At 68.4% G+C, this 21,602-nt stretch carries 23 protein-coding genes; 10 read left to right on the forward strand and 13 right to left on the reverse strand.

Annotation, left to right across the window (positions count from 1 at the left end; genetic code table 11):
- Nucleotides 1-16: 16 nt before the first annotated feature.
- Nucleotides 17-757 carry an SDR family NAD(P)-dependent oxidoreductase gene (locus ACZ50N_RS16120; protein WP_464473284.1) on the forward strand — a complete coding sequence of 247 codons (741 nt, stop codon included), beginning with the start codon at nt 17-19 and terminating at the stop codon, nt 755-757.
- Here ACZ50N_RS16120 and ACZ50N_RS16125 read toward each other — a convergent pair.
- The gene (locus tag ACZ50N_RS16125; RefSeq protein WP_464473285.1) at nt 724-1,284 is read right to left on the reverse strand and encodes a TetR/AcrR family transcriptional regulator; all 561 of its coding nucleotides are present in this window, start codon (nt 1,282-1,284) and stop codon (nt 724-726) included. The genes ACZ50N_RS16120 and ACZ50N_RS16125 overlap by 34 nt on opposite strands.
- Nucleotides 1,285-1,471: 187 nt before the next feature.
- Here ACZ50N_RS16125 and ACZ50N_RS16130 point away from each other — a divergent pair, with 187 nt between their 5' ends.
- Nucleotides 1,472-2,692: a cytochrome P450 gene (locus ACZ50N_RS16130; RefSeq protein WP_464473286.1), complete on the forward strand. Its 1,221-nt coding sequence runs from the start codon at nt 1,472-1,474 to the stop codon at nt 2,690-2,692.
- Here the strand turns inward: ACZ50N_RS16130 and ACZ50N_RS16135 are convergent.
- Genes ACZ50N_RS16135 through ACZ50N_RS16145 form a run of 3 tightly spaced genes read right to left on the reverse strand, consistent with a single transcriptional unit; the run spans nt 2,671 to nt 5,122 of the window.
- The gene (locus tag ACZ50N_RS16135; protein ID WP_464473287.1) at nt 2,671-4,095 is read right to left on the reverse strand and encodes an HNH endonuclease signature motif containing protein; all 1,425 of its coding nucleotides are present in this window, start codon (nt 4,093-4,095) and stop codon (nt 2,671-2,673) included. The genes ACZ50N_RS16130 and ACZ50N_RS16135 overlap by 22 nt on opposite strands.
- A gap of 45 nt (nt 4,096-4,140) precedes the next feature.
- Entirely contained in the window at nt 4,141-4,470 is a 330-nt protein-coding gene (locus ACZ50N_RS16140) for a branched-chain amino acid transport AzlD family protein (protein ID WP_464470551.1), read from the reverse strand.
- On the reverse strand, nt 4,463-5,122 hold the full coding sequence (locus ACZ50N_RS16145; protein WP_048422861.1) for an AzlC family ABC transporter permease: 660 nt from the start codon (nt 5,120-5,122) through the stop codon (nt 4,463-4,465). The genes ACZ50N_RS16140 and ACZ50N_RS16145 overlap by 8 nt, the downstream gene beginning before the upstream one ends.
- Before the next feature lie 48 nt (nt 5,123-5,170).
- Between ACZ50N_RS16145 and ACZ50N_RS16150 the strand changes: the two genes are divergently transcribed.
- Entirely contained in the window at nt 5,171-6,160 is a 990-nt protein-coding gene (locus ACZ50N_RS16150; protein ID WP_464473288.1) for an alpha/beta fold hydrolase, read from the forward strand.
- Here the strand turns inward: ACZ50N_RS16150 and ACZ50N_RS16155 are convergent.
- The gene (locus tag ACZ50N_RS16155) at nt 6,146-8,254 is read right to left on the reverse strand and encodes a M4 family metallopeptidase (protein WP_464473289.1); all 2,109 of its coding nucleotides are present in this window, start codon (nt 8,252-8,254) and stop codon (nt 6,146-6,148) included. The genes ACZ50N_RS16150 and ACZ50N_RS16155 overlap by 15 nt on opposite strands.
- Before the next feature lie 69 nt (nt 8,255-8,323).
- On the opposite strand from ACZ50N_RS16155, the gene ACZ50N_RS16160 reads away from it, so the two are divergent.
- Nucleotides 8,324-9,985 carry an alkaline phosphatase D family protein gene (locus ACZ50N_RS16160; RefSeq protein ID WP_464473290.1) on the forward strand — a complete coding sequence of 554 codons (1,662 nt, stop codon included), beginning with the start codon at nt 8,324-8,326 and terminating at the stop codon, nt 9,983-9,985.
- On the opposite strand, the gene ACZ50N_RS16165 is transcribed toward ACZ50N_RS16160, so the two are convergent.
- Nucleotides 9,957-11,411, reverse strand: a complete 1,455-nt coding sequence (locus ACZ50N_RS16165; RefSeq protein ID WP_464473291.1) for a peptide MFS transporter — start codon at nt 11,409-11,411, stop codon at nt 9,957-9,959. The genes ACZ50N_RS16160 and ACZ50N_RS16165 overlap by 29 nt on opposite strands.
- 24 nt (nt 11,412-11,435) lie before the next feature.
- On the opposite strand from ACZ50N_RS16165, the gene ACZ50N_RS16170 reads away from it, so the two are divergent.
- On the forward strand, nt 11,436-11,927 hold the full coding sequence (locus ACZ50N_RS16170) for a DUF427 domain-containing protein (protein WP_464473292.1): 492 nt from the start codon (nt 11,436-11,438) through the stop codon (nt 11,925-11,927).
- Nucleotides 11,928-11,952: 25 nt separating this feature from the next.
- Here the strand turns inward: ACZ50N_RS16170 and ACZ50N_RS16175 are convergent, their stop codons facing one another.
- The 6 genes from ACZ50N_RS16175 to ACZ50N_RS16200 all read right to left on the reverse strand — a co-directional run bounded on the left by ACZ50N_RS16175 (nt 11,953) and on the right by ACZ50N_RS16200 (nt 16,376).
- Nucleotides 11,953-12,225, reverse strand: a complete 273-nt coding sequence (locus ACZ50N_RS16175) for a DUF732 domain-containing protein (protein ID WP_048422857.1) — start codon at nt 12,223-12,225, stop codon at nt 11,953-11,955.
- Between the two features lie 72 nt (nt 12,226-12,297).
- Entirely contained in the window at nt 12,298-12,600 is a 303-nt protein-coding gene (locus ACZ50N_RS16180; protein ID WP_423797674.1) for a DUF7160 family protein, read from the reverse strand.
- The gene (locus tag ACZ50N_RS16185) at nt 12,530-13,249 is read right to left on the reverse strand and encodes a hypothetical protein (protein WP_046363560.1); all 720 of its coding nucleotides are present in this window, start codon (nt 13,247-13,249) and stop codon (nt 12,530-12,532) included. The genes ACZ50N_RS16180 and ACZ50N_RS16185 overlap by 71 nt, the downstream gene beginning before the upstream one ends.
- Complete coding sequence (locus ACZ50N_RS16190; protein ID WP_464473293.1) at nt 13,246-14,439, reverse strand: zinc ribbon domain-containing protein; 1,194 nt, start codon at nt 14,437-14,439, stop codon at nt 13,246-13,248. Before ACZ50N_RS16190 ends, ACZ50N_RS16185 begins: the two co-directional genes overlap by 4 nt.
- Nucleotides 14,436-15,971 (reverse strand): S53 family peptidase, encoded by a 1,536-nt coding sequence (locus ACZ50N_RS16195; protein WP_464473294.1) that lies wholly within the window; start codon nt 15,969-15,971, stop codon nt 14,436-14,438. The genes ACZ50N_RS16190 and ACZ50N_RS16195 overlap by 4 nt, the downstream gene beginning before the upstream one ends.
- Nucleotides 15,972-16,079: 108 nt before the next feature.
- Complete coding sequence (locus ACZ50N_RS16200) at nt 16,080-16,376, reverse strand: hypothetical protein (RefSeq protein ID WP_464470541.1); 297 nt, start codon at nt 16,374-16,376, stop codon at nt 16,080-16,082.
- 225 nt (nt 16,377-16,601) lie between these two features.
- Here ACZ50N_RS16200 and ACZ50N_RS16205 point away from each other — a divergent pair, with 225 nt between their 5' ends.
- The 5 genes from ACZ50N_RS16205 to ACZ50N_RS16225 all read left to right on the forward strand — a co-directional run bounded on the left by ACZ50N_RS16205 (nt 16,602) and on the right by ACZ50N_RS16225 (nt 21,049).
- Nucleotides 16,602-17,429, forward strand: a complete 828-nt coding sequence (locus tag ACZ50N_RS16205; protein ID WP_464473295.1) for an adenylate/guanylate cyclase domain-containing protein — start codon at nt 16,602-16,604, stop codon at nt 17,427-17,429.
- A gap of 112 nt (nt 17,430-17,541) precedes the next feature.
- Complete coding sequence (locus tag ACZ50N_RS16210) at nt 17,542-18,339, forward strand: L,D-transpeptidase (protein WP_464473296.1); 798 nt, start codon at nt 17,542-17,544, stop codon at nt 18,337-18,339.
- 7 nt (nt 18,340-18,346) lie between these two features.
- Entirely contained in the window at nt 18,347-19,000 is a 654-nt protein-coding gene (locus tag ACZ50N_RS16215) for a DedA family protein (protein ID WP_464473297.1), read from the forward strand.
- Nucleotides 19,001-19,094: 94 nt separating this feature from the next.
- Nucleotides 19,095-19,820 carry a response regulator gene (locus ACZ50N_RS16220; protein WP_046363565.1) on the forward strand — a complete coding sequence of 242 codons (726 nt, stop codon included), beginning with the start codon at nt 19,095-19,097 and terminating at the stop codon, nt 19,818-19,820.
- A gap of 20 nt (nt 19,821-19,840) precedes the next feature.
- Nucleotides 19,841-21,049: a sensor histidine kinase gene (locus tag ACZ50N_RS16225; RefSeq protein WP_082133389.1), complete on the forward strand. Its 1,209-nt coding sequence runs from the start codon at nt 19,841-19,843 to the stop codon at nt 21,047-21,049.
- Here ACZ50N_RS16225 and ACZ50N_RS16230 read toward each other — a convergent pair.
- On the reverse strand, nt 20,946-21,590 hold the full coding sequence (locus ACZ50N_RS16230) for a DUF305 domain-containing protein (RefSeq protein ID WP_464473298.1): 645 nt from the start codon (nt 21,588-21,590) through the stop codon (nt 20,946-20,948). The two genes, ACZ50N_RS16225 and ACZ50N_RS16230, sit on opposite strands and share 104 nt — an antisense overlap.
- Nucleotides 21,591-21,602 lie beyond the last annotated feature (12 nt).

The raw sequence follows: 21,602 nt of genomic DNA on the forward strand, positions 1-21,602 counted from the left end.
GTGAGAGGGTGCAATCATGAGTCAGCTCAGCGGCAAGGTCGCGTTGGTCACGGGAGCCTCGGCGGGGTTGGGTGCGGCCACCGCGCGGCTGTTCGCAGAGCGGGGTGCGACGGTGTTCGGAATCGCCCGGGACGCAACGAAAATGGCGCAGGTCTTCGCCGACGTCCCAGGCGGCGCGGTCGCCTCGGTGGACATCTCCTCCCGTGAGGCGTGCGCCGCGGCGGTCGCGGACTGCGTCGAGCGGTTCGGCCGCCTCGATGTGCTCGCCAACATCGCGGGCTTTCACCGGATGCGGCACACCGCGTCGATGACCGACGACGACTGGGACGTCGACCTGGCGGTCAACCTGACTGCGCCGTTCGCACTGTGCCGGGCCGCGCTCCCTCATCTGCTGGCGTCGGGCGGCAACATCGTCAACGTGTCGTCGATCGCGGGCGTCGAGGGCGAGGTGTACTCGGCCGGGTACTGCGCGGCCAAGCACGGGCTGGTCGGCCTGACGCGGGCATTGGCCGTCGAGTTCACCAAGGAGCGACTGCGGGTCAACGCGGTGTGCCCCGGCGGTATGCCGACCGCGCAGACCACCGAGTTCGAAGCGCCCGAGAACGCCGACTGGGATCTGATCATGCGGATCGCGTCGCCGCGCGGATTCATGGCCACCGAAGACGTGGCGAAGGTGATCGCATTTCTGGCCAGCGACGACGCCGCCGCGATCCACGGCGCGGTCTATCGCGTCGACAACGGCAAGGGTGCGGGCTGAGCCAGGAAGCGGCGCAGCATCTCTCGTTCGAGCTCCGGGTCGGCGGGAGGCCAGACGACGAACGACAGCACCACACGCACGATCCACTGCGAGGCGGCGACGTCGTCGTCGGCGTGGCCGGTCAGTTCGGCGGCGATCGCGGCCAGCGGAGATGATTCGACGAGCCAGCCGATGCGGCCACCGTTGCCCACCGATGCGATCAGCGCCCGCCCCAGGGGGTCTGCACGAATATGGTCCAAAGCCACGGCGACCGCGGTGACGGTGCGCTCCGCACCCTCCAGACCGTCGACGGCAGACCGCACGTGCGCGACGATCTGCTCGGCGCTGCGGGCGAGTACCGCGTCCCGGATCTGGTTCTTGCCGCCGGCGTGGCGGTAGATGGTCGCCCGCGAGCAGTGCACCCGGGCCTCGAGGGCCGTCATGTCGAAGGCGTCGATCCCGTCGGCGGCGATGATCTCGGCCGCTGCGGCGTAGATGCGTTCGGCTGCCGCGACACGCCGATCGCCCACCAGCCAGTCGTTCGCCATCGTCCCGCCCTCGTGAGTGTTCTGCCCGTCATGGTCTCACGGTGAGACGCAAGCGGATGGCGTACTGGCGGGCCGCAGCAGGTCAGGCCATCGCGGTGAGACAGCGACGGCGGCGCAGCCCCGGCTGCCGTGTCGACTTGGTCGGCCGCTCTTGACCACCACGCCGACCGCCTCCCACCCTGACAGCGTGACTGGCGAACTCGGCGCGGCGCTGCTGCGCGAAGAGGCAATCCAGAATCCGGCCCCGCTGTACGCCCGAATGCACGGAGCGGGCCCGGTGCACCGAATCGGAGATTCGGATTTCCACGCGGTCTGTTCGTGGGATGCGGTGATCGATGCGGTGGGCCGGACGGAAGACTTCTCGTCGAATCTGACCGGCACGATGACGTACCGGCCCGACGGCACGGTCGGCGTGTTCGACATGGACGAATTGGGCGGCCCGACCCAGGTGCTCGCAATCGCCGATGATCCCATCCACGCGGCCCACCGCAAGCTGCTGCTTCCCCACCTGGCGGCGAAACGCATCCGTGAGCTCGAGTCGTTCGTCACCGACACGGTCGCGCGGCTGTGGGACGAGACGCTGGTGCATGACCGGATCGACTGGATGTCGGCGATCGCCAACCGTTTACCGATGATGGTGGTGTGCCGGCTGATCGGGGTCCCCGAGGACGACGTCGACCGGTTGACGGAGTGGGGCTATGCCAGCACGCAGTTGCTGGAAGGTCTGGTCGGTGCTGACGAACTGGCCGCGGCGAGCACGGCCGTCGGAGAATTGGTGGCCTACATCGCGGGCCTGCTCGACCGGCCCGCACCGCCGGGCACTCTGCTGGCGGATCTGGCTTCGGCGTGCGCAGCGGGCGATGTCGACGAGGTCACCGCGCAGGTGATCATGGTGACACTGTTCAGCGCAGGCGGTGAATCGACCGCATCGCTGATCGGTTCGGCCGCATATGTTTTGGCGAGCCGCCCCGAGCTGCAGCGCCGGCTCCGCGACGACCCTGCGCTCATCACGCCATTCATCGAAGAGGTGTTGCGCGTCGAGCCGCCGTTCCGCGGGCATTACCGCCACGTGGTGCGCGACTGCGAACTCCACGGTTATCGGCTGCGCGCCGGCGCGCGCCTGGTCCTGCTGTGGGGGGCCGCCAATCGTGACCCGGACCATGTGGACACACCTGACGAATTCCGCATCGATCGCCGAGACATGAAGAGCCACATAGCGTTCGGCCGGGGCGCGCACTTCTGTGTCGGCGCGTCGCTGGCGCGACTCGAGACTCGTCTCGTACTCGAGCACCTGTTGAGACGCACGGACGACGTGCGCGCCGGGGGGCCGGCCCGGTGGCTGCCGAGCCTGCTGGTGCGACGCTTGGAATCGCTGCCCCTGGCAGTTCAGAACGGCGGGGGTTCGTAGGTTTCGGCGAGCCACGCCCGATGCTCGCGGTCGCGTTGTGCGTCGAGCTCCGCGCGCTGCCTGCGCTCGCGGGCCACGCGGTCGCGGCGATCTTGCTCGCGAGTCGTGGTCCGACGCGGCATCATCGCAGTCTTGTCCGACCCGTCCGGGGCATTCGTGCGATCAGGGAGGCCGCCCGTCGACGACGCGAGAGACGGAAAGAGTTGTCCGCCATGAGGATCGGTCAGATAGACCAGCCCCGTGGGAGCGATGAGTACAACGGTGCCGTCGGGCCGCTGCTCGTCACGCCATCCGTTGAGGCCGGTGTAGAAGGTCTTGATCAGATGGTGGACACGGCAGTACAGCTTGGTGTTCGACGGATGGGTGGGACCCGCGGGCCACGGTGTCGTGTGGTCGACGTCGCACCTCCGCGCCGGAGCATCACAACCGGGGAAGCGACACGTCAGGTCCCGCCAGTGCAGGAAATCCGCAAGCCGGCGCGACGGCCGATATCCGCACTCCGCGTCGTCACCGGGCCTGTCGACGGGACGCATGTCGGCCGCCGCAGCGGCATCACGCACCGACTCGGCGGGCAGGATTCCGAACCCGTCCAGATAGCCGGGTGCGTCACTGCGCCCGTCGACGGTCGCCTGCTCGGCGAGGATGTGCACCACGACGCGGGCGGCCGAGGCCTCGAGCGCCGCAGCCGGGCAGTCCTGCGACCCACAGCAGCACGCCAACGTCGATTCGCCGCGGCCGAGTGCACCGCACGCGGCTGCCCGCCGTTGCATGGGGGTGCGAGGATCGGCCTCGCACACAGTGGCGGCCAGCGCGTCGAGGCGCTTGTCGAGCGCCGCGGCATCCAGCGCGTCGAGCAACCCGCCGGCGAATGCCGTACCGGGTTGATGGGATTCGACGGTGAAATACAGGTTGTCGCGGACGTCCGGCGGGACTCGAACCCCGGCCGGGTCGATTGTTGCGACCCATTGATCCACGCGGTCTTTCAACGTGTTCTCCGACAAGCGCATCCAGCCGATCAGCTTCGGCGCGAGGGTGGCATCGAGCGCGGCGATGATGTCGCTTTCGACGTTGTCGGTCCGATTGAGCACGATCCGTACCATGCGCAGATCGATCTCCCCGCGCGCGAAGACGGCCGCGACCGCGGGGAGACGTGAGTGCAGCGACACCGCCATGCGGACCTGGCTTCCGGCGCGCCATCGACTGATGTTCTGCGCCGCGGACACTTCCGCGGCCACCGCCTCGGTGACGTCGACAACCCAGTGCTCCGCCCCCGGGTGTTCACGAGTACGCAGCGCGTGGAGCCGGGCCACCGCGGCGAGGCGCTCGGCGATTGCCCGCGACTCAGCGCGGGTGGCGCACCCCATTGCGAGGACGCAATCGACAGCCTCCGCGGACTCGAACATGTGTTCGATACTACCGGTGGGGTCCGACAAGACTGCCGCTCGACTTCAGCCGCCCCACACCGTCATCAGCGTCACGTAGCACGCGGTCCCGACGAGGATGCTCAGCAGCGCCCGCCCACGCCACAGCTGTAGCCCCGCCGTCACCGCGACGGCCACCACCAGCCACAACAGCTGGAGCGCGGTGTCCCCCACGACCGTCTTCACCGAGTACAGCGCCAGCATCGCCATCACGCCCACGGGCATGTGCACGCTGAGATAGCGCACCACGGCGCTGTCGCGCATCGGCGCCAGCACCGCGAACGGCAGCGCGCGCAGCGCCCACGTCACTGCGGCGCTCACGCCGACGAGCAGCGCCATGTACCCGGTGTCAGGCATGCCGGGTCCGTCGTCGCAGCAGCAACATCGCGGTGAAGGCAGCGAATGCGCACACCAGCATCTGCCCCGGCACCACCAGCCACGCCCCGACGGCGCACAGCACCGCCAGCACCGCCGTCAGCGGATCGGGCCGCTGCCGGTACGCCTCGATGCCGAGCACGACGAACAGCGCGGTCAGCGCGAAGTCCAGGCCGACGAGCCGGTCGATCGGCAGCACCTCGCCCAGCACGCCGCCCAGAGCTGCACCGGTCACCCACAGCAGGTGGAACATCAACTGCATGAACAGGATCGGGCGGGTGGTCCACCCCTGCGCCTGCGGGCTGACCCCGACCGCATACGCCTCGTCGGACAGCGTGTACGTGCTGTAGAGCTTCGCCGCGACACCGCGAACCCGGTGCAGCGGGAACGACAGCGCGTAGAAGATGTGCCGCGAATTGACCACCAGCGTCGTCAGTGCGACGGTCGCGACCGGCGCGCCGCCCGCCACCAGTGCCACCATCAGGAACTCGAGCGACCCCGCGTAGATCACCCCGGCGAACACCGGCGCCCACCACCACGCCAACCCGGCGTGCACCACCAGGAAGCCCAGCGCCATGCCCAGCGGGATGAACGCCAGACCGAGCGGCGCGACCAACGTCAGCACCCGCCGCATCGCCGAACACCTCCTCCGACCCGTCTTCGAGACGCTAGCTTGTCATGCGTGGATGTCTTCGATGAATGGCGACGCGGCGGAACGACTTTCACCTGGGCATCGACCACGCCCGCCAACACCGGCCAGCAGGTCGAGGTGTTCGCGCGCCGGGCCGGCACACCGGGTGCACCGGCGCTGGTCTGCGTGCACGGATTTCCGACGGCGAGCATCGACTTCCGCGCGCTCGCCGGGGAACTGTCCGAAGACGTCGAGATCTTCACGCTCGACTTCCCGGGTTACGGGCTCTCGGAGAAGCCATCGGCACCCTACGCCTATTCCCTCTACGACGATGCGCGACTACTGATGCACGCGATCACCGAGGTGTGGGGGCTCGGCGACTACCGGATGATCACCCATGACCGAGGGAGCAGCATCGGCATGATCGCGCTGGCGATGCTCGCCGACGCCGACGCCCCCATGCCGCAGGAGGTGTTCCTGACCAATGCCAACATTTTCCTGCCCCTGGCCAACCTGACCGCGTTCCAGGTGGCGCTGCTCGACGACGCGACCGGCCGGGCCACCGCGGCGGCGACGACGCCGCAGATGCTCGCCGCCGGGCTCGGCGCGACCACGTTCATGCCGCGTCGCGATCTGTCAGACCCCGAGATCGCTGCGCTGGCGCAGTGTTTCGCTCACGACGACGGGATCGCCTTGCTGCCCGACACGATTCGCTATCTGCACGAGCGGGCCGCCGACGAACAGGGCTGGCTCGAGCGCCTCTCCACGATCGACGTCGACACCACGCTGATCTGGGGCCTCCACGACAGCGTCGCGCCCCTGCGGGTCGCCACCCACGTCTGGCAGACCTACCTGAGGTCGAAGCCCGGCCGCAACCGCTTCTGGGTGGTTCCCACCGCGGACCACTATGTGCAGTGCGACGCACCGGCAGAGCTCGCGCAGATCATCCGACTCACCTCGACCGGGGACGCCATCGCGCTGCAGACGCTCGGCGACCGCCCCGACGGAGCGGTGCTCATCGACCAGTCAGACCACCGTTAACGTTGCAGCACTGGATATTCCGACGGCATCGAACGCTTTGGCGATCGCCGCCTGCTGGGCGGCGGTCAGGCCGACCGCCTGCGCCGCGCTCTGCACCGCGGCGCGTCCGTCGCTGAAAACCGACCCCGCACTCAACCGGAACAGTGCGCGGTAGAAGACCTCGGCCCAGGTGTCATTCGAGATTCCCGCAGTCGCCGGGTCGGTCATCATCAGGTAGGCGGCATGGCTGAAGATCGTGCTGTTGACGTGCTCGCCCCCATCGTCGAGGGTCCCCTGGTAGCGAGTCGCGTAGGTGACACGGTGGGGCCCGAGCGAGGTGCTGATCGACGCCGGGTCGGCGAGATCGCGGATGGCACCGAGGCCGGAGTCCTCACCGAGAAGCCAACGGTCGCTTCCGGAATCGTTCTCGATCAGCGTCCCCATGATGTCGGCCAACGCTTCGTTGAGGGCACCGGATTCGCCGTAGTCCAGCACCGAGACGCCACCCGTCGGGCCACCGACCACATAGGTGACGACGGCGTGGGTGTACTCGTGGCCGATGACATCGACCGCCGCCTCGAGGTGCCCACCGTCGCCGAACGCGAACTGGCCGATGCTGGGATCCCAGAACGCGTTCTGATACCCGCCGTTCGGTCGGCCCGGGTTGTAGCGAATGCTCACCAGAACCGGCGCCCCGCTCCCGTCGAACGATGTCCGCCCCAGCACGTCGCGGTAATAGTCGAAGACCTCTGCGATGTTGGCATGCGCGGACACCGCGTCGTCGCTCCATCCGAGCCACCCCCGCTTGACCACCGTGCCCGGCAGGAAACCACCCAGCAGGCCCAAGTAAGGGAAGGACGTCTTGTAGGTCGTGATGTCGCGGCCGGCGTCGATCAACCGCGAGACCGTGGACCACGGCGAGGTGCGAACGTCGATGATGATGGTCCGCCGCTGGCCGAGCCAGTCTTTGGCGACGTCTCTGGCCGAGACCGGGTCCGCCGTGGCACGCGCGACGACGACGTCGCCGACAGCAGCACCGTCGGCACCGATCAACACAGTGCTGCCCGGGCGGGAGAAGCGGATCCCGGGCACCGCACCGACGACCTGCCAGGCCAGGATCGGCGCCGTCTTGTTGTCGGGGGCGTACACCACCAGCTGCTGGGCGGCCATCCGCCGCAACCGCGGTGGCGCAGCGTCGGGCGTGACGTCGAACGAATCGGACAGTCCGCGGTAGTGGTTGACCAGCCCGGTCACCGCGCCGGCCGCGTCGGTCACCAGGATGACGTCGCTGCCGAGCACGGGCACACCGGCGATGGTCTCGGCGAAGCGATAGTAGGTTTCGGCGTCGTCCCCGCTGCCGGCGGTGGACACGGTGATGCCACGTGCATCGGCGAACCCCTCACGGATGCCCAACGTCTGCGCGACACCGTTCATCACCGCCGCAGCATCGGCCACACCGGTCACAGCCCGATCGTCGAACCTGCCGTCGATGGTGCGCACAGGATCCGCAGCGGGGTCTGCGGCGGCGGCGCCCGCCGGCACGGCGATGGTCACCTCGGTCGGTCGGCGTCCACCCAGCAGCCCGTGCAGGTGGAAGGGATTGCCCGGCGCGTCGTCGACGGCAATCGTGAAACTGTCTGCCCGACCTGCTTTTCCGGCGGCCGGCGTGTAGACGAACCCGCCGTCGGCATCGATGGCCACCGATCCCCAGGCGGCGCCCGAGCTGACGGTGTAGGTGAGGTCGGTGTCGTCACGGTCGGAGGCATTCAGGTTGCCGCGGACGGCACCGTCCTCTGTCGGCTCAGCCGTCTCGGGATCTGCCGTCGGCCGCCGGTTGTGCAGGGTGTAGCGGCGCTGCTGAGCCGCTTCTCGACGCGCTTCGATCCGCGCGGCGCGCCGCTCCCGCGGCGTCGCCGTGTTCGCACTGCGGGCGGTGGACTGCGTCGCTGTAGCGTCGGACCCGTCCGAGGGCGCAGCCGATGCGACGCCCGGCGCCATCAGCACACCGACACCGAATCCCAGGACCGCCACCCCGGTCCACACACCGGTGGGCGCTCGATGACAACTGACCACGGTGACCCCCTCGGCGACGGTGCTCGTGCCGGAACTTACCACCGACAGGCAGCGACACCGTCATCTCCGACGGCACTGACCACAAGCCGACGCGCGCACTAGGCTGGCACGGTGAGTCTTCTGCTTGGTCCGGTGCTGCGCCATGTCGGTGAGACGACCGCGACGGTCTGGGTGCAGACCGACGCGCCGGCCGAAGTGGAGGTGCTCGGTTGCCGGGCCCGCACCTTCGAAGTGCAGGGCTGTCACTACGCGCTCGTCCCGGTCAGCGGGCTGACCCCCGACACCGTCACCCCCTACGAGGTGCGTGTCGACGGCGCGACGTGCTGGCCGGAGCCGGATTCGTCGTTCCCACCCAGCGTCATCAGGACGCGGGGACCGGAGACCGCCGATCGGCTACGGGTCATCTTCGGCTCGTGCCGCTACCCCAAAACCGGCGAGGAGAAGCTCGATCGCAAGCTCGGGCTCGACGCCCTGGACTGCTACGCGACCCGGCTCACCGACCTACCCGTGTCGGAATGGCCGGATGCCCTGCTCCTGCTCGGCGATCAGGTGTACGCCGACGAGCTGACCCCGCAGGCGCGCCAACACCTGTCCGGCCGCCGCTCGGCGGGCAAGCGCTCGGCCAACCGCCGGCCGCCCGACGAGGTGGTGTCGTTCTCCGAGTACGTCGGCCTCTACCGGCACACCTGGGGTGACCCTGAGATCCGCTGGATTCTCTCGACGTTGCCGACGGCGATGATCTTCGACGACCACGACATCCGCGACGACTGGAACACGTCGGCGACATGGCGCGCCGAGATCAACGCCCAGCCGTGGTGGCGGGACCGCATCCGCGCCGGGCTGGCCTCGTACTGGGTGTATCAGCACCTGGGCAATCTCAGCCCCACCGAGCTGGACAGCGACGACGACTACCAGAAGGTGCTCGCCGCCGATGGCGACTGCTGGCCGCTGCTGGCCGAGCTCGCCGACCGGGCCGACAGCGAGGTCGACGGGGACAAGGGCCTGCGGTTCAGCTTCCGGTGGGATCTGGGCCGCAGCCGGCTCGTCATGGTCGACTCACGCAACGCCCGCATTCTCGACGGCGGGGAGCGAAAGATGTTGGGCGACCGCGAGTTCGCCTGGGTCGAGGAACAGGTCAGCGATCTGTCGGGCGTCGATCACCTGATCATCGGGTCGTCGTTGCCGTGGCTGCTGCCGCCGGCCCTCGGCGATGTGCAGATCGTGAACGAGATCGCCGCGGGCCGCCAGGGGTTGCGTGGGCGACTCGGCGAGAAGATCAGGCAGGGCGCCGATCTCGAGCACTGGCCGGCTTTCTTCGCCTCGTTCGTGCGGCTCAGCACGATGATCGCCGACGCCGCACGCCCGCGCCCTGACGGCCCGGCGACCATCTCGGTGCTTTCCGGCGACGTGCACCACAGCTACGCCGCCCGCGCCGATTTCGGTGAACCCAGCGGTGCGCAGGTGCACCAACTGGTCTGCTCGCCGGTGCACAACTACGTGCCCGCCTACGTCAAACCCGCGTTCAAGCTCGGCTGGTCGGCACCAGCGGCCCGCCTCGCGCGCCGCTGGGCGCGCAGGGCGGGCTCGCCGGAGCTGCCGGTGTCGTGGCACAACCTCAGCGGGCCGCTGTTCGGCAACACGATCGCCTCGTTGATCGCCGTCGGCCGCGGGGCCGACGTGGTGTTCGAGCAGCCCCGTGACGACGGCACCTTGACCGAGGCGGCAACCATCGTGCTCAGTACACTCAGTGCACCCCTTCCATCTGGCGGCTGATCCACGGCGAGATCACGAACACCACGACACCCGCCACCACGGCCACCGCACCGAGGATGCCGAAGTACGCGGCCTCGTTGGATGTGTCGTAGTAGCCCGCGAGCACCCCGGACATCGCGGTGCCCAGACCGACGGAGAAGAAGTACAGCGCCATCATCTGCGCGCGGAACGCCTCCGGCGCCAGCTTGGTGGTCACCGACAGGCCGATCGGCGACAGCAGCAGTTCGGAGACCGCGAACACGGCCATGATCGCCATCACCAGCAGCGCTGGGGTGCTGCGGCCGGTACCGCCGGCGAGCGGTACGAAGCACAGGAACGCCAGGCCCATACCGATCACGCCGTAGGCGAATTTGCGCGGGGTGGTGGGCGCGCGGTTGCCGAGGCGCGTCCACAGCAGCGCGAACAGCGGGGAGAGCAGGATGATCCACACCGGCTCGATCGAACCGATCCAGCTCGACGGCGCCGTCCAGCCGAAGATCGACCAGTTCATCCGTTCGTCGGAGTACACGGCGAGGACTGTGAAGATCTGCTGGAACAGGGACCAGAACACCGCGTTCGCGACGAACAGCGGGATGAATGCGCGCACCCGGACCCGCTCCTCGCCGTCCACCTTCGGGCTGCGCAGCATGATCGCGAAGTAGGCCACCGATGCGACGACGATGACGCCGGTGGTCACCTGAGAGAGGTTGGCCAGGGTGACCAGCCGCAGCGCGATGGCCACGCCGATCACCACCACGGCGCCGATCATGACGGCTGCGGTCTTGCCGACAGCGCTGCGCGGCAACGGGTTCGGGACCTCACGCCCGTGCCCGCCGAGGTTGCGACGGAACGCCACGTACTGCGCCAGACCGAGCGCCATGCCTATCGCGGCCGCCCCGAAGCCGTAGTGGAAGCCGACGTGGGTCTGCAGCAGCCCGGTGATCAGCGGCCCGATGAACGCGCCGAGGTTGATGCCCAGATAGAACAGCGTGAAGCCACCGTCGGCGCGTGCGTCGCCCTTGTCATAGAGCGTGCCCAGCAGCGACGAGGCGTTCGCTTTCAGCGCGCCGGAGCCAAGGGCGACGCACACGAGGCCGACGCCGACTCCGGCCAGCCCCGGCAGGATCGCCAGGGCGATGTGGCCGATCATCACGACCACGCCGCCGTAGAACACGGTGCGCTCCATGCCGAGTACCCGGTCGGCGATCCAGCCGCCCAGCACCGTCGACAGGTACACCAGACCGCCGTAGGCGCCGACGATTCCGGTGGCCGTGCTCTGCGGCAGGCCCAGCCCGCCGTCGGTGACCGAGTAGTACAGGTAGTAGGCCAGGATCGTGAGCATCCCGTAGAAGGAGAACCGTTCCCACAGCTCCACTCCGAACAGGTTGGTCAGCCCGATCGGATGCCCGAAGAACGTCCGCGCACTGTTGTCGTCTCGGATTGTCATGGGACCACCCTTACACTCGGCTGCATGCCGGTACCCGAGACCCCGAAACCTGGCCAGGAATCGGTGTGGGACTACCCTCGCCCGCCCCGACTCGAAGACTTCGCCGGGTCGATCACTGTCGAACTCGGCGGGCAGGTGATCGCCTCCACCGAGCGCGCCTGGCGGGTGCTCGAGACCAGCCACCCCCCGACGTACTACCTCCCGGCGAGCAGTTTCGCCGACGGGGTGCTGCGGAAGGCCGAGGGCGCCTCGTGGTGCGAATGGAAGGGCCAGGCAAGCTATTTCGACCTGGTGACGCCGTCGGCGGTGGCACCGCGTGCGGCGTGGACCTACCCGCGACCCACCCCGGGGTTCGCCGCCATCGCCGGTGCGGTGGCCGTGATGGCGGCGGCCGTGGATCGCTGCACCGTCAACGGTGAGGAGGTCGTCCCACAACCCGGCGGGTTCTACGGCGGGTGGATCACCAGCTGGATCGCCGGCCCCTTCAAGGGTGTGCCCGGCTCGATGGGGTGGTGAGGGGCGGGCTCAGCAGCCCAGTCCGTCAGCAGCCCAGGTCGATGACGGCTCCGGTGACGATGCTGTTGCCGGCGGCCAGCGAAATGCCCATCTGCTTGTAGAGCGCATTGACCGCGACCGGCGCCGGCTGTCCGCTGCCGAGAATCGCGCAGGCCATCGAGCCCGCGGTGAGCAACTGGTCGCGGGTCAGCGACGTGTACACCGGCTCCAGGCCCTCGAGATAGCCGGCCGTGTCCGCCGTAGCGGGTGCTGCCAGCGTCATCATCGCCGCGACCGCACCGGCAACGCTCAGACCCACGTGTGCTCGGTTCACCGTCTCGCCCCCTGTCGTCGAGCACATCCTATGCCGCGGGACGTACCGCGCGGGGGGTCATTTGTCGGAGAGCCAGCCGTACTGCCGTCCGCAGTCGGCACAGTCGACATCAAGGAACCAGCGCGTGACGCGGTCGGAGCCGGCAGACCACGTGGGCTGGGAAGAGACGACCGGAGCGCAGTGACCGCATTTGCCGCACATCGCTTCGATCGGGACGTTCACCCGTCGAACGTAACCGCTGGTACCGCCGTTGACCAGCTTTTGACGAGCCTTCGACGGGCCTGAGAACTCAGCGCGGCGGATCACCCCGCCACGCAAAACTGTTGACGTATTTGCCCATATCGAGTGCAAGCTGCACATTGGCTCCCGAGGGTTTGCCTGGCCCGAAGTCCGGCCCGAACTGGTGGTACGGGCCGACCACTGAGGCGATCAGCGCGAGATCGTTCTTCACCGCGGCCAGAACCAGCACCCGCATGCGGGTGTAGCTGCTCGTGGAGCCCTGTGGGTAGTAGTCGATGGCCTCGCCGAAGCCGGGTTGGTACCCGACCATCGCATTGGGGATCTCGTAGACGACACGTCCGTCGGGGACATGCTGTGCCTTCAGGTCGTCGACGATCTGACGGGCCGCCCTGCCCGCGGCGGGTTGGCTGGAGAGCCGCAGCGTGCCGCCCTCCCCGCCGGTGAACTCGGCGACCACACCGTCGTCGCCGGTGGTGATGCGGTAGGACGAACCGGCCGCCGGATACGACACCGAGAAGGACCCGTCCGGCGCGGTGAACCGCGGGTTGATCGCCACCGGGGTGCCGATCGGTGGGCGTCCGCAGTCGGGGGGACAGACGAAGCGGACCGGCGGCGTGGTCACCCGGGAGGAGATCACCGCGAGCACCGCGCCCACCAGAATCACCGGAATGAGCCACAGCAGCAACACCATTCGGTGCGAGGGCCGGCCCACCGCCGGGGCGTGTCCGCCACTGACGGAGTAGCCGGGGAAGAACGTCGTGGTGGTCAAGACTGTTCGCCGTCGGTGTCGATGCGCTGAGGCCGAGCACTGCGGCGCTGCGCGCGCGACGACCGCGAGGACGCCCGGGCGGCCACTCCGCACACCGGACAGAAGGCCATGTCGGGCACCACGTGGCCGCAGTGTTGGCAGACGACGGGTTCGTCGCCGACCGTCTCGTCGTGCGCCTCGTGCAGCAGCGCCAAGTGCAGGCTGATGCGCAGCAGGAACAGCGCCGCCGCGGCCACCACCGCGTACAGGGCCAGCATCAACAACTGCCGCGAGCGGGAGATGTCGACCATTCCCAGCGCGATCGACAACGCGAGTACGGCGACCGCGAACGCCACCATCACGAATCGGACCAGGCCGGGCCGTTGATCCTTCTTGCTCTCGGGGCGGGTGAACCACAGCGCGACGCCCACCAGGCCACCGGTGGCCGCGGCGATCAGCGGTGCCGCGACGCCCCGGATGCCGGCCTCGACCAGATAGAACGTCAGTGGGGCGTCACTGACCAGGCCGGTGTCCAGCTGCGGCACCAGCCGCGTCATCATCGCCGCGGCGGTGAAACTCAGTGCACCGAGTGCACCGATCATGAACCCTTCCAACGACTCTCGGGTTGGGGGGCCTATCAGACGGACCACGATGACGGGCACCAGCATCAGGATCGCGCCGACGAGCGGGATCGCCGCACCCTCCTGGATCATCTGCCCATTACTCATGCCCACCCCGACGGCGGCACCGGAGGAGCGATTAAAGGCCGCGCCGGCCACCAGGACGAACCCGACCCCGAGCACCACACCGAGCCCGATCGTCAGCGCGAGGAGGCGCGCCGGCAGATCGCGCAGTGCGTCGGCCTCGCGCAGGTACACGAGGAACAGCGCAGGCAGCCCCAGCACGCCGACCGAGATCAAGGCCGCAGGCATCCGCAGCAGCGCGAAGGCCACCAGAGCGACCAGCATGACCCCCAACGCCACCCGGAATGCGCCGCGGTGCGCCAGATGCGGGAACAGCGAACTCAGCAACGAGGGGGTCAGCACGTTCTCCCCCGGCGCGGCACCGAAGTTGCGGAAGCGCAACCAGTCCGGGCCTTCGAACTTGCGAGGCGTCAGATGACACCCGCAGAGCCCGCAGAACTCGCCGTCGGGCACGTCGATACGGCAGATGCGGCACTCCGTGGTCGGGAAGGGACTCTCGTCGCTCATGAGTTCTCCTGTTGCACATCGGCGACGTCGCGCACGAGGTTGCCCGCCCGTGGGGTGCCCAGGCCGGTGACGAGGTCGTAGCCGGGCGTGGCGTCGTCGACGGCGTTGCCGCCCAGCGTCACATCACGGAACGCCGGCAGCCGCGCCCCGGCGGCGATCCGATACAGCAGTGGGTTGAGGTCTCCGAGCGGGCGCCCGCCGGTGGAGACCAGATAGTCGTTCATCACTGCGGCCAGGCCCGCCCAGATGGGCGCAGCCTGCGAGGTGCCGCCGCCGATCGTCGGCTGGCCGTCGAGGATGAAGCTCACCCCGGTGAAGGGGTCGGCCACCGCGGACACATCGGGTGTCAGCCGCCTCCCGGTGGCGCGGCCCGACGGGACGGCACCCTGCACACCGCGCTGCCACGGCGGCAGGTCGAACAGCTCCGAGACGCCGCCACTGGTGCCCAGCGACAGCGGCACGTCGTACCAGGACTGCTCCCCCAACCAGGCGCCGGTCGCGGTGGTCGACAGCGTGGTACCGCCGACGTTGACCATCTCCGGAAGGGAGGCAACGGAATTCAGCCCGATGCTGTCCTGCTCGGGCGCCGACGACCACTCGTCTCCACTCTTGCACTCCAGTCCGGCGAGATCCCCGTTGGCCATGAACGCAGTGGTACCGCGGGCCGCCGCGGCCACCAAAGCCGACTGTGCCGGTGCGAGATCTGTTGCGGTGAGCAGCTTGTCGCACCCCCAGCTGATCGAGAAACTCCAGATTGCGCCGGGGAACTGCTGGTCGACATCGGACATCAGCTGCCCGATCTTGACGTAGGCGCCGTCACCTTCCACGGTGGGCCGCGCGTTCACCACGATCGTGCGCGCGTCGGGGGCGATGGCGTGCACGACCGACAGATCCATGGTGGTCTCGGCGCTCGGCTCGTCGAACGCTTCGCCGAACACGGTCGGCGTGAAGGCCGGAAGGTCGTTGCTCGTGCTGAACGCATCGAGGTCGGACTGCCGGAATCCACCGAAGGCGAAGATAGCGACGGTCTGACCCTTGCCGGTGTAGCCGTCTGAGACGAGCCCATCGGATTCGTAGGTGGTGCGTAGGGCCGCGGGGGTGAGCCCGAATTCGGGCACGTCCAGAGGCAATTGCCGAGGTTGGTTGTCCCGGAAGGGGGTGTAGCCGAGGATGCGGCCCACGGCCCCGACGTCCTCGGTCACCGCGTCCGGGACGGCAGGCTGGCGGCGGGAGGCATAGAAGACCGTGCCGTGGCGCTCGCGGTAGTCGTGCACGTCGACGCGGAACGCACGGGCAACGGCTTGGGCGCCGCCCTCGACGACCGCCCAGCGCTGCCCCGGTTGCCAATGCACCGAAAGCGTCTGGCTGTCGGCCCATCGGGTCAGGGCGGTGGGCTCGGCGGCATCGCGCAGCTCGACGACGAGTTGGGCGGAGCGGTCGTGCGAGGGACCGAGATCGACCGAGTGGGCCAGCAGGGCGGCGTACGGCCCACCGATCAGCTGGCCCGGCCCACCGGCGGACGTCGGCCGCATCGGGGCGACACTGGTGGTGAGGAGTACCAGGACCCCCACCACCAGTGCCGTCAGGCCCGCGACGCGGAATGCAGGCGCACGAACATCAGTGACGATGGCTCACCACTGTCAGTGCGGCGCGCGGGGTGCCCCCGGGTTCCTGCCGTTGTCGTTGGCGTTGGGCGGAATCGAGGTGAACGGATTGCCACCGGCGGTGCGGGGCACGTTCTCCGTCGGCGACGCCGGAGGCGGCGTAGCCGGGGTGGTGGCCGGCGGCGTCGTGGTCGTCGTCGTGGTCGTCGTCGTGGTGGTGGAGGTCTCCGGGGCGTTGCCCTCGTTGGAGCTACACCCCACAGCCAGCCACGTCATCGCCGAGAGGGCGACACCGCCGGCAACCAGCGAGAAGCGACTGGTCCTTGATCTCATACTGCGTTCCCATCTGTTCGTCGAGCCGCATGCCTTCCCAGATTCCTGGGTAGCGACTAGATCTTCACATTTTGCCGTCGTCTCGACCAGCGCAGGAGCGTTTTCCTGTGTAGCCGCTGTCAATCGGTCCGACGCGCGAGCCGGCCCCGGTGACAACCGCACGGTGCGTAGTGTCGGCGAAGCCGTGCAGCGTTACACCGGGCTGGCGCTGGCCATACTGGCTGCGTGGACACCGCGCTGCTGATCGTGACCCTGATCCTGTCGGCGGCGGTGATCACCCTCGGTGTGCTGCTGACCGTGTCGCGCCGCCAACTCACGACCGCCCGAAAGGAGTTGCGACGTCAGCGCGAGCGCCTTCCCCGCGGGGCGCGCAGACGACGGCCGGGGGTTGCGCCCCTGGCGGTCAGGACTGTCGCGTACACCGTCAAGAGCGCCGACGCGCTGATCCGGCACGGCCTTGCCGGCACCGTGGGCACCGTCCGAAGCTCGATCGACGACCTCGCCGCATGGGCGCGGGTGGAACGACCGGATCTGGCGCGCCTCACCTCCGACGGACGGGTCGTGTTGATGTTCTCCGACATCGAGGGGTCCACGGAGCGCAATGAGACGCTCGGAGACCAGGCCTGGGTGTCGCTGCTCGAGCGGCACAACCGACTCGTGGAGCGCAAAGTTGCCCAGCACCATGGCGTCGTGGTCAAGAACCAGGGGGACGGTTTCATGATCGCCTTCGCCGAGCCCGTCGATGCGATCCGGTGCAGTGTGGCGATCCAGCGAGCCCTTCAGTCCGAATCCGAGCGGTACGACGCCATTCGGGTGCGGATCGGCATCCACGTCGGTACGTCGGTGCGCCGGGGCGACGATCTGTTCGGCCGCAACGTCGCGATGGCGGCACGCATCGCAGATCTCGCAGCGGGAGGCGAGATCCTCGTCAGCGATGAGGTGCGGGAGTCGGCGGGCGGGGCCGACGGCATCGTGTTCGACGATCCCGTCGAGGTCGAACTCAAGGGACTGCGCGGCACCCAGTCGGTGTCGTCGGTCAGCCTCGTGCCCTGACATCCCAGGTCCCCGTGGAACCCAGGTCGTAGTGCAACACTGTCACCGCAACGGAAGGATGCGTATGTCGTACTGGACGTTCAGAACACTCAGGGCAGTCGGTGTTGCCGCGATGGCGGGCTCGGTCGTGATGGCGGGTTCAGCACCCGCACTCGCCCAGCCGGTCGCCGGACAGGACCCGACGCCGTTCGTCGGGGTGGCACCGTTCGGTCCGCCGAAAGTGGCTCCGGTCAACGGTGCCACCGTCGGCGTCGGGCAGCCGATCATCATCGACTTCCCCGGCCTCGTCGACAATTCCGTCGCCGCCGAGAACGCCGTGCACGTCTCTTCGGTCCCGCCGGTGCCCGGCAAGTTCTACTGGATGACACCGACCCAGCTGCGCTGGCGCCCACTGGATTTCTGGCCCGCGCACACCACGGTGACCGTCGACGCCGGCGGCGCGGTGTCCAGTTTTCAGACAGGTGACACCCTCATCGCCACCGCGGACGACACGACCCACCAGTTGACCGTCACCCGTAACGGGGTGGTGGAGAAGACCATTCCGATGTCGATGGGGATGGCCGCCGGTGGCCACCAGACGCCGAACGGCACCTATTACGTGCAGGAGAAGATGCCGTCGGTGGTGATGGACTCCTCGACCTACGGCGTCCCTGTGGATTCGACGTACGGGTACAAGACCACGGTGGAGCTGGCCGTCCGCTTCGACGACAGCGGCGACTTCGTCCACAGCGCGCCATGGTCGGTCGCCGATCAGGGCAAGCGCGACGTCAGCCACGGATGCATCAACATCAGCCCAGCCAACGCGCAGTGGTTCTACGACAACTTCGGCGCCGGCGACCCCATCGTCGTGAAGAACTCCGGCGGCGGCACCTATTCACGCCACGACGGCTCCAACGACTGGCAGCTCTGAGCCCGGCATGGACGTCGAAGCCATCCTGCAGACGATCCCGCCGATCGCGGTCTACATCCTGGTGGGCGCGGTCATCGGCATCGAGAGTCTCGGCGTTCCCCTGCCCGGCGAGATCGCGCTCGTCAGCGCGGCGCTCCTGTCGTCACGCCACAGCCTTGACATCAGTCCGATCGGTGTCGCGGGGGCGGCCGCGCTCGGCGCCATCATCGGCGACACGATCGGCTACTCGATCGGGCGGCGCTACGGGATGTCGTTGTTCGAACGGCTCGGTAAGCGTTTCCCGAAACACTTCGGCCCCGGGCATGTCGCACTGGCGAAGCAACTCTTCCAGCGGTGGGGCGTCTGGGCGGTGTTCTTCGGCCGGTTCATCGCGCTGCTGCGGATCTTCGCGGGGCCGCTCGCCGGTGCCATGCGGATGCGCTACCCGCGCTTCCTCGCCGCCAACGCCAGCGGCGCGATCGTGTGGGCCGGCGGCACCGTCGCCGTCGTCTACTACGCGGGCATGGCGGCCGAGCGCTGGCTGTCCCGGTTCTCGTGGATCGCGCTGGTCGCAGCAGTCCTGATCGGCATCGGCGCGACACTGCTGATGCGCGAACGGACGTCGCGTCTGATCGCCCAGCTGGAGGCCGAGAACGACTGGGAGACGCTGCGCCGCCACTAGCGCGGTCGCGCGAATGTCACGAAGAACCGATGTTGGTTCTGTGAAGATCTGCTCAAAAACGGATGGCGACGTGCCCGCACGGCACGATGAAGTCATGGATGCTGACCCGGGTTATCGCGCCCTGGTGGTCGATGACGAGGAACCGCTGGCCGAGGTGGTGGCCAGCTACCTGCAACGCGAGCACTTCGAGGTCACGGTGTGCCATACCGGGCTCGATGCACTGAGCGCCGCCCGCCAGGTCGACCCCGATGTGGTGGTGCTCGACCTGGGCCTGCCCGGGATCGACGGCCTGGAGGTATGCCGCCAGTTGAGGACGTTCTCTGACGCCTACGTGGTGATGCTGACCGCACGCGACACCGAGGTGGACACCATCGTGGGGCTGTCGGTGGGAGCAGACGACTATGTGACCAAACCGTTCAGCCCGCGCGAGCTGGTCGCCCGGATCCGAGCCATGCTGCGCCGTCCGCGCATCGTCGGCGCGCCCGCCGCCTCGAATCCCTCGGCCGACGTGCCGCCACGGCGGGTGTTCGGCCCTCTGTCGATCGACCCGGCGGGCCGCGAGGTCCTGCTGGCCGCGGACGTTGTTCCTTTGACGCGCACAGAATTCGACATCCTCGCTGCGTTGTCGTCACGGCCCGGGGTGGTGTGGAGCCGCCGCCAGCTGATCGACGCGGTGTGGGGCGAACCCTGGGTGGGCAACGATCATCTCGTCGATGTTCACGTCGGACACCTGCGCCGTAAACTCGGCGACAATCCCGGCGATCCCAAGTTCGTTCTGACCGTGCGCGGTGTGGGCTATCGGATGGGAGCAGGCCGGTGAGCGTGCTCCAGAAATTCGGAATGCGGCGCCGATTGCTCCTGGCGCAGACGATGGTGCTCGTCGCCGGTGGAGCGACCACGTGGGTGGTCGCGTCGCTGGTCGGCCCACCGCTGTTCCGCGAGCACCTGCACATGGCCGGAGTCGCCCATGACTCGAGCGAGCAGTATCACGCCGAGCAGGCCTACCAGCACGCCACAGCCCTGTCCATCGGGGTCGCGATCAGCGTCGCCGCGATCACCGCTCTCATCGTCACCATCGTGTTGAGTCGACGGCTACAACACTCGATCGCCGACGTGTCGGCCGCCGCAGCGGAGATCGCCGAGGGCCGCTACGACGTCCGAGTCGAATCACCCGGGCTCGGTGATGAATTCGATCACCTTGCAGTGGCTTTCAACAGGATGGCTGATCGGCTGCAGGCGGTGGAGTCGACGCGACAACAGCTCTTCGGTGATCTTGCCCACGAGATCCGCACTCCGGTGGCGGTATTGGAGGCATACCTCGAGGCAGTGGAGGACGGCGTGAAGACGCTGGACCCACCCACCATAGCGGTGCTGCGCGAACAGACCGGCCGACTGGTGCGTTTCTCGGCCGACGCCGCCGCGCTGGCCCAAGCCGAGGAGGCGCACGCCACGATCGCACCGGCATGGATCGACGCCGGCGATGCGGGAAGGACATCCGCCGCGGCGATCGCTGATCGCTTCGCCGCGAAGAACGTCGCGTTGCACCTCTCGACCGACGGGGACACCCGCCTGTGGGCGGACCGCCAACGGCTGGCGCAGGTGGCCGGGAATCTCCTGGACAACGCTCTGCGCCATACGCCGCCGGGAGGACACGTCACCCTCGCGGTCTCGCGCGTCCAGGACAACGTGGAACTCAGCGTCACCGATGACGGTGACGGCATCGACGAGGGGCGACTCCCACATGTCTTCGAACGCTTCTACCGCGCGGACTCGGCGCGCGACCGCATGCGGGGCGGCTCGGGCATCGGCTTGGCAATTGTCAAGGCGCTCACCGAAGCCCACGGCGGGCACGTCGGCGTGACGAGTCCCGGACCGGGTCACGGCAGCACCTTCACTGCAGCGTTCCCCGTCGCGGCTTCGGTGCAACCGCTGTCCGTCGAGCGTCCTACAAGGAGCTCAGGATCTGGTTCATCGTGTCGATCTCCTTCTGCTGGCTCGTCTCTATCGACTTGGCCAGGGCGATCGCGTCAGGAGACTGACCGTTCTTGATCTCGTTCTGCGCCATCGTGATCGCACCCCGATGGTGCTCGATCATCTGGGTGAGGAACAGCCTGCTGGCCTCCACGCCCTGGGCGCTCCGCAGCGCCTGCATGTCTGCCGGCGACATCATCCCCTGCATGCCGGGCATGTCGTCCATTCCCGGCATACCGCCCATTCCCGGTGACGCGGGCATACCGCTCATCTGCATCCCCCACTGCTGAAGCCAACCCTGCATCTTCGTGACCTCCGGCCCCTGGGCTGCCTTGATCTGGTTGGCCAGGTCGATCACCCGAGGATCGATGCCCTGCTTGGCCAGGATCATGTCGCTCATCTCGACGGCCTGCTGGTGGTGCGGAATCATCATGTGCGCGAACATCATGTCGGCCTGGTTGTGCGCGGCCGCCGGTGCCGCGGCCGAACTCTGGGCCGGTGCCGCCGATGACGCCGACGCCGACGGTGACTGCTCAGTCGCCGAGTTACTACACGCGCCGATGGCGGCCACCGCGGCCAGCGCGGCCACCCCGGTGACAACCGCCCTTGTCCTACTCACATCGTGTCCTTC

The organism is Mycolicibacterium obuense (genome assembly GCF_055397605.1).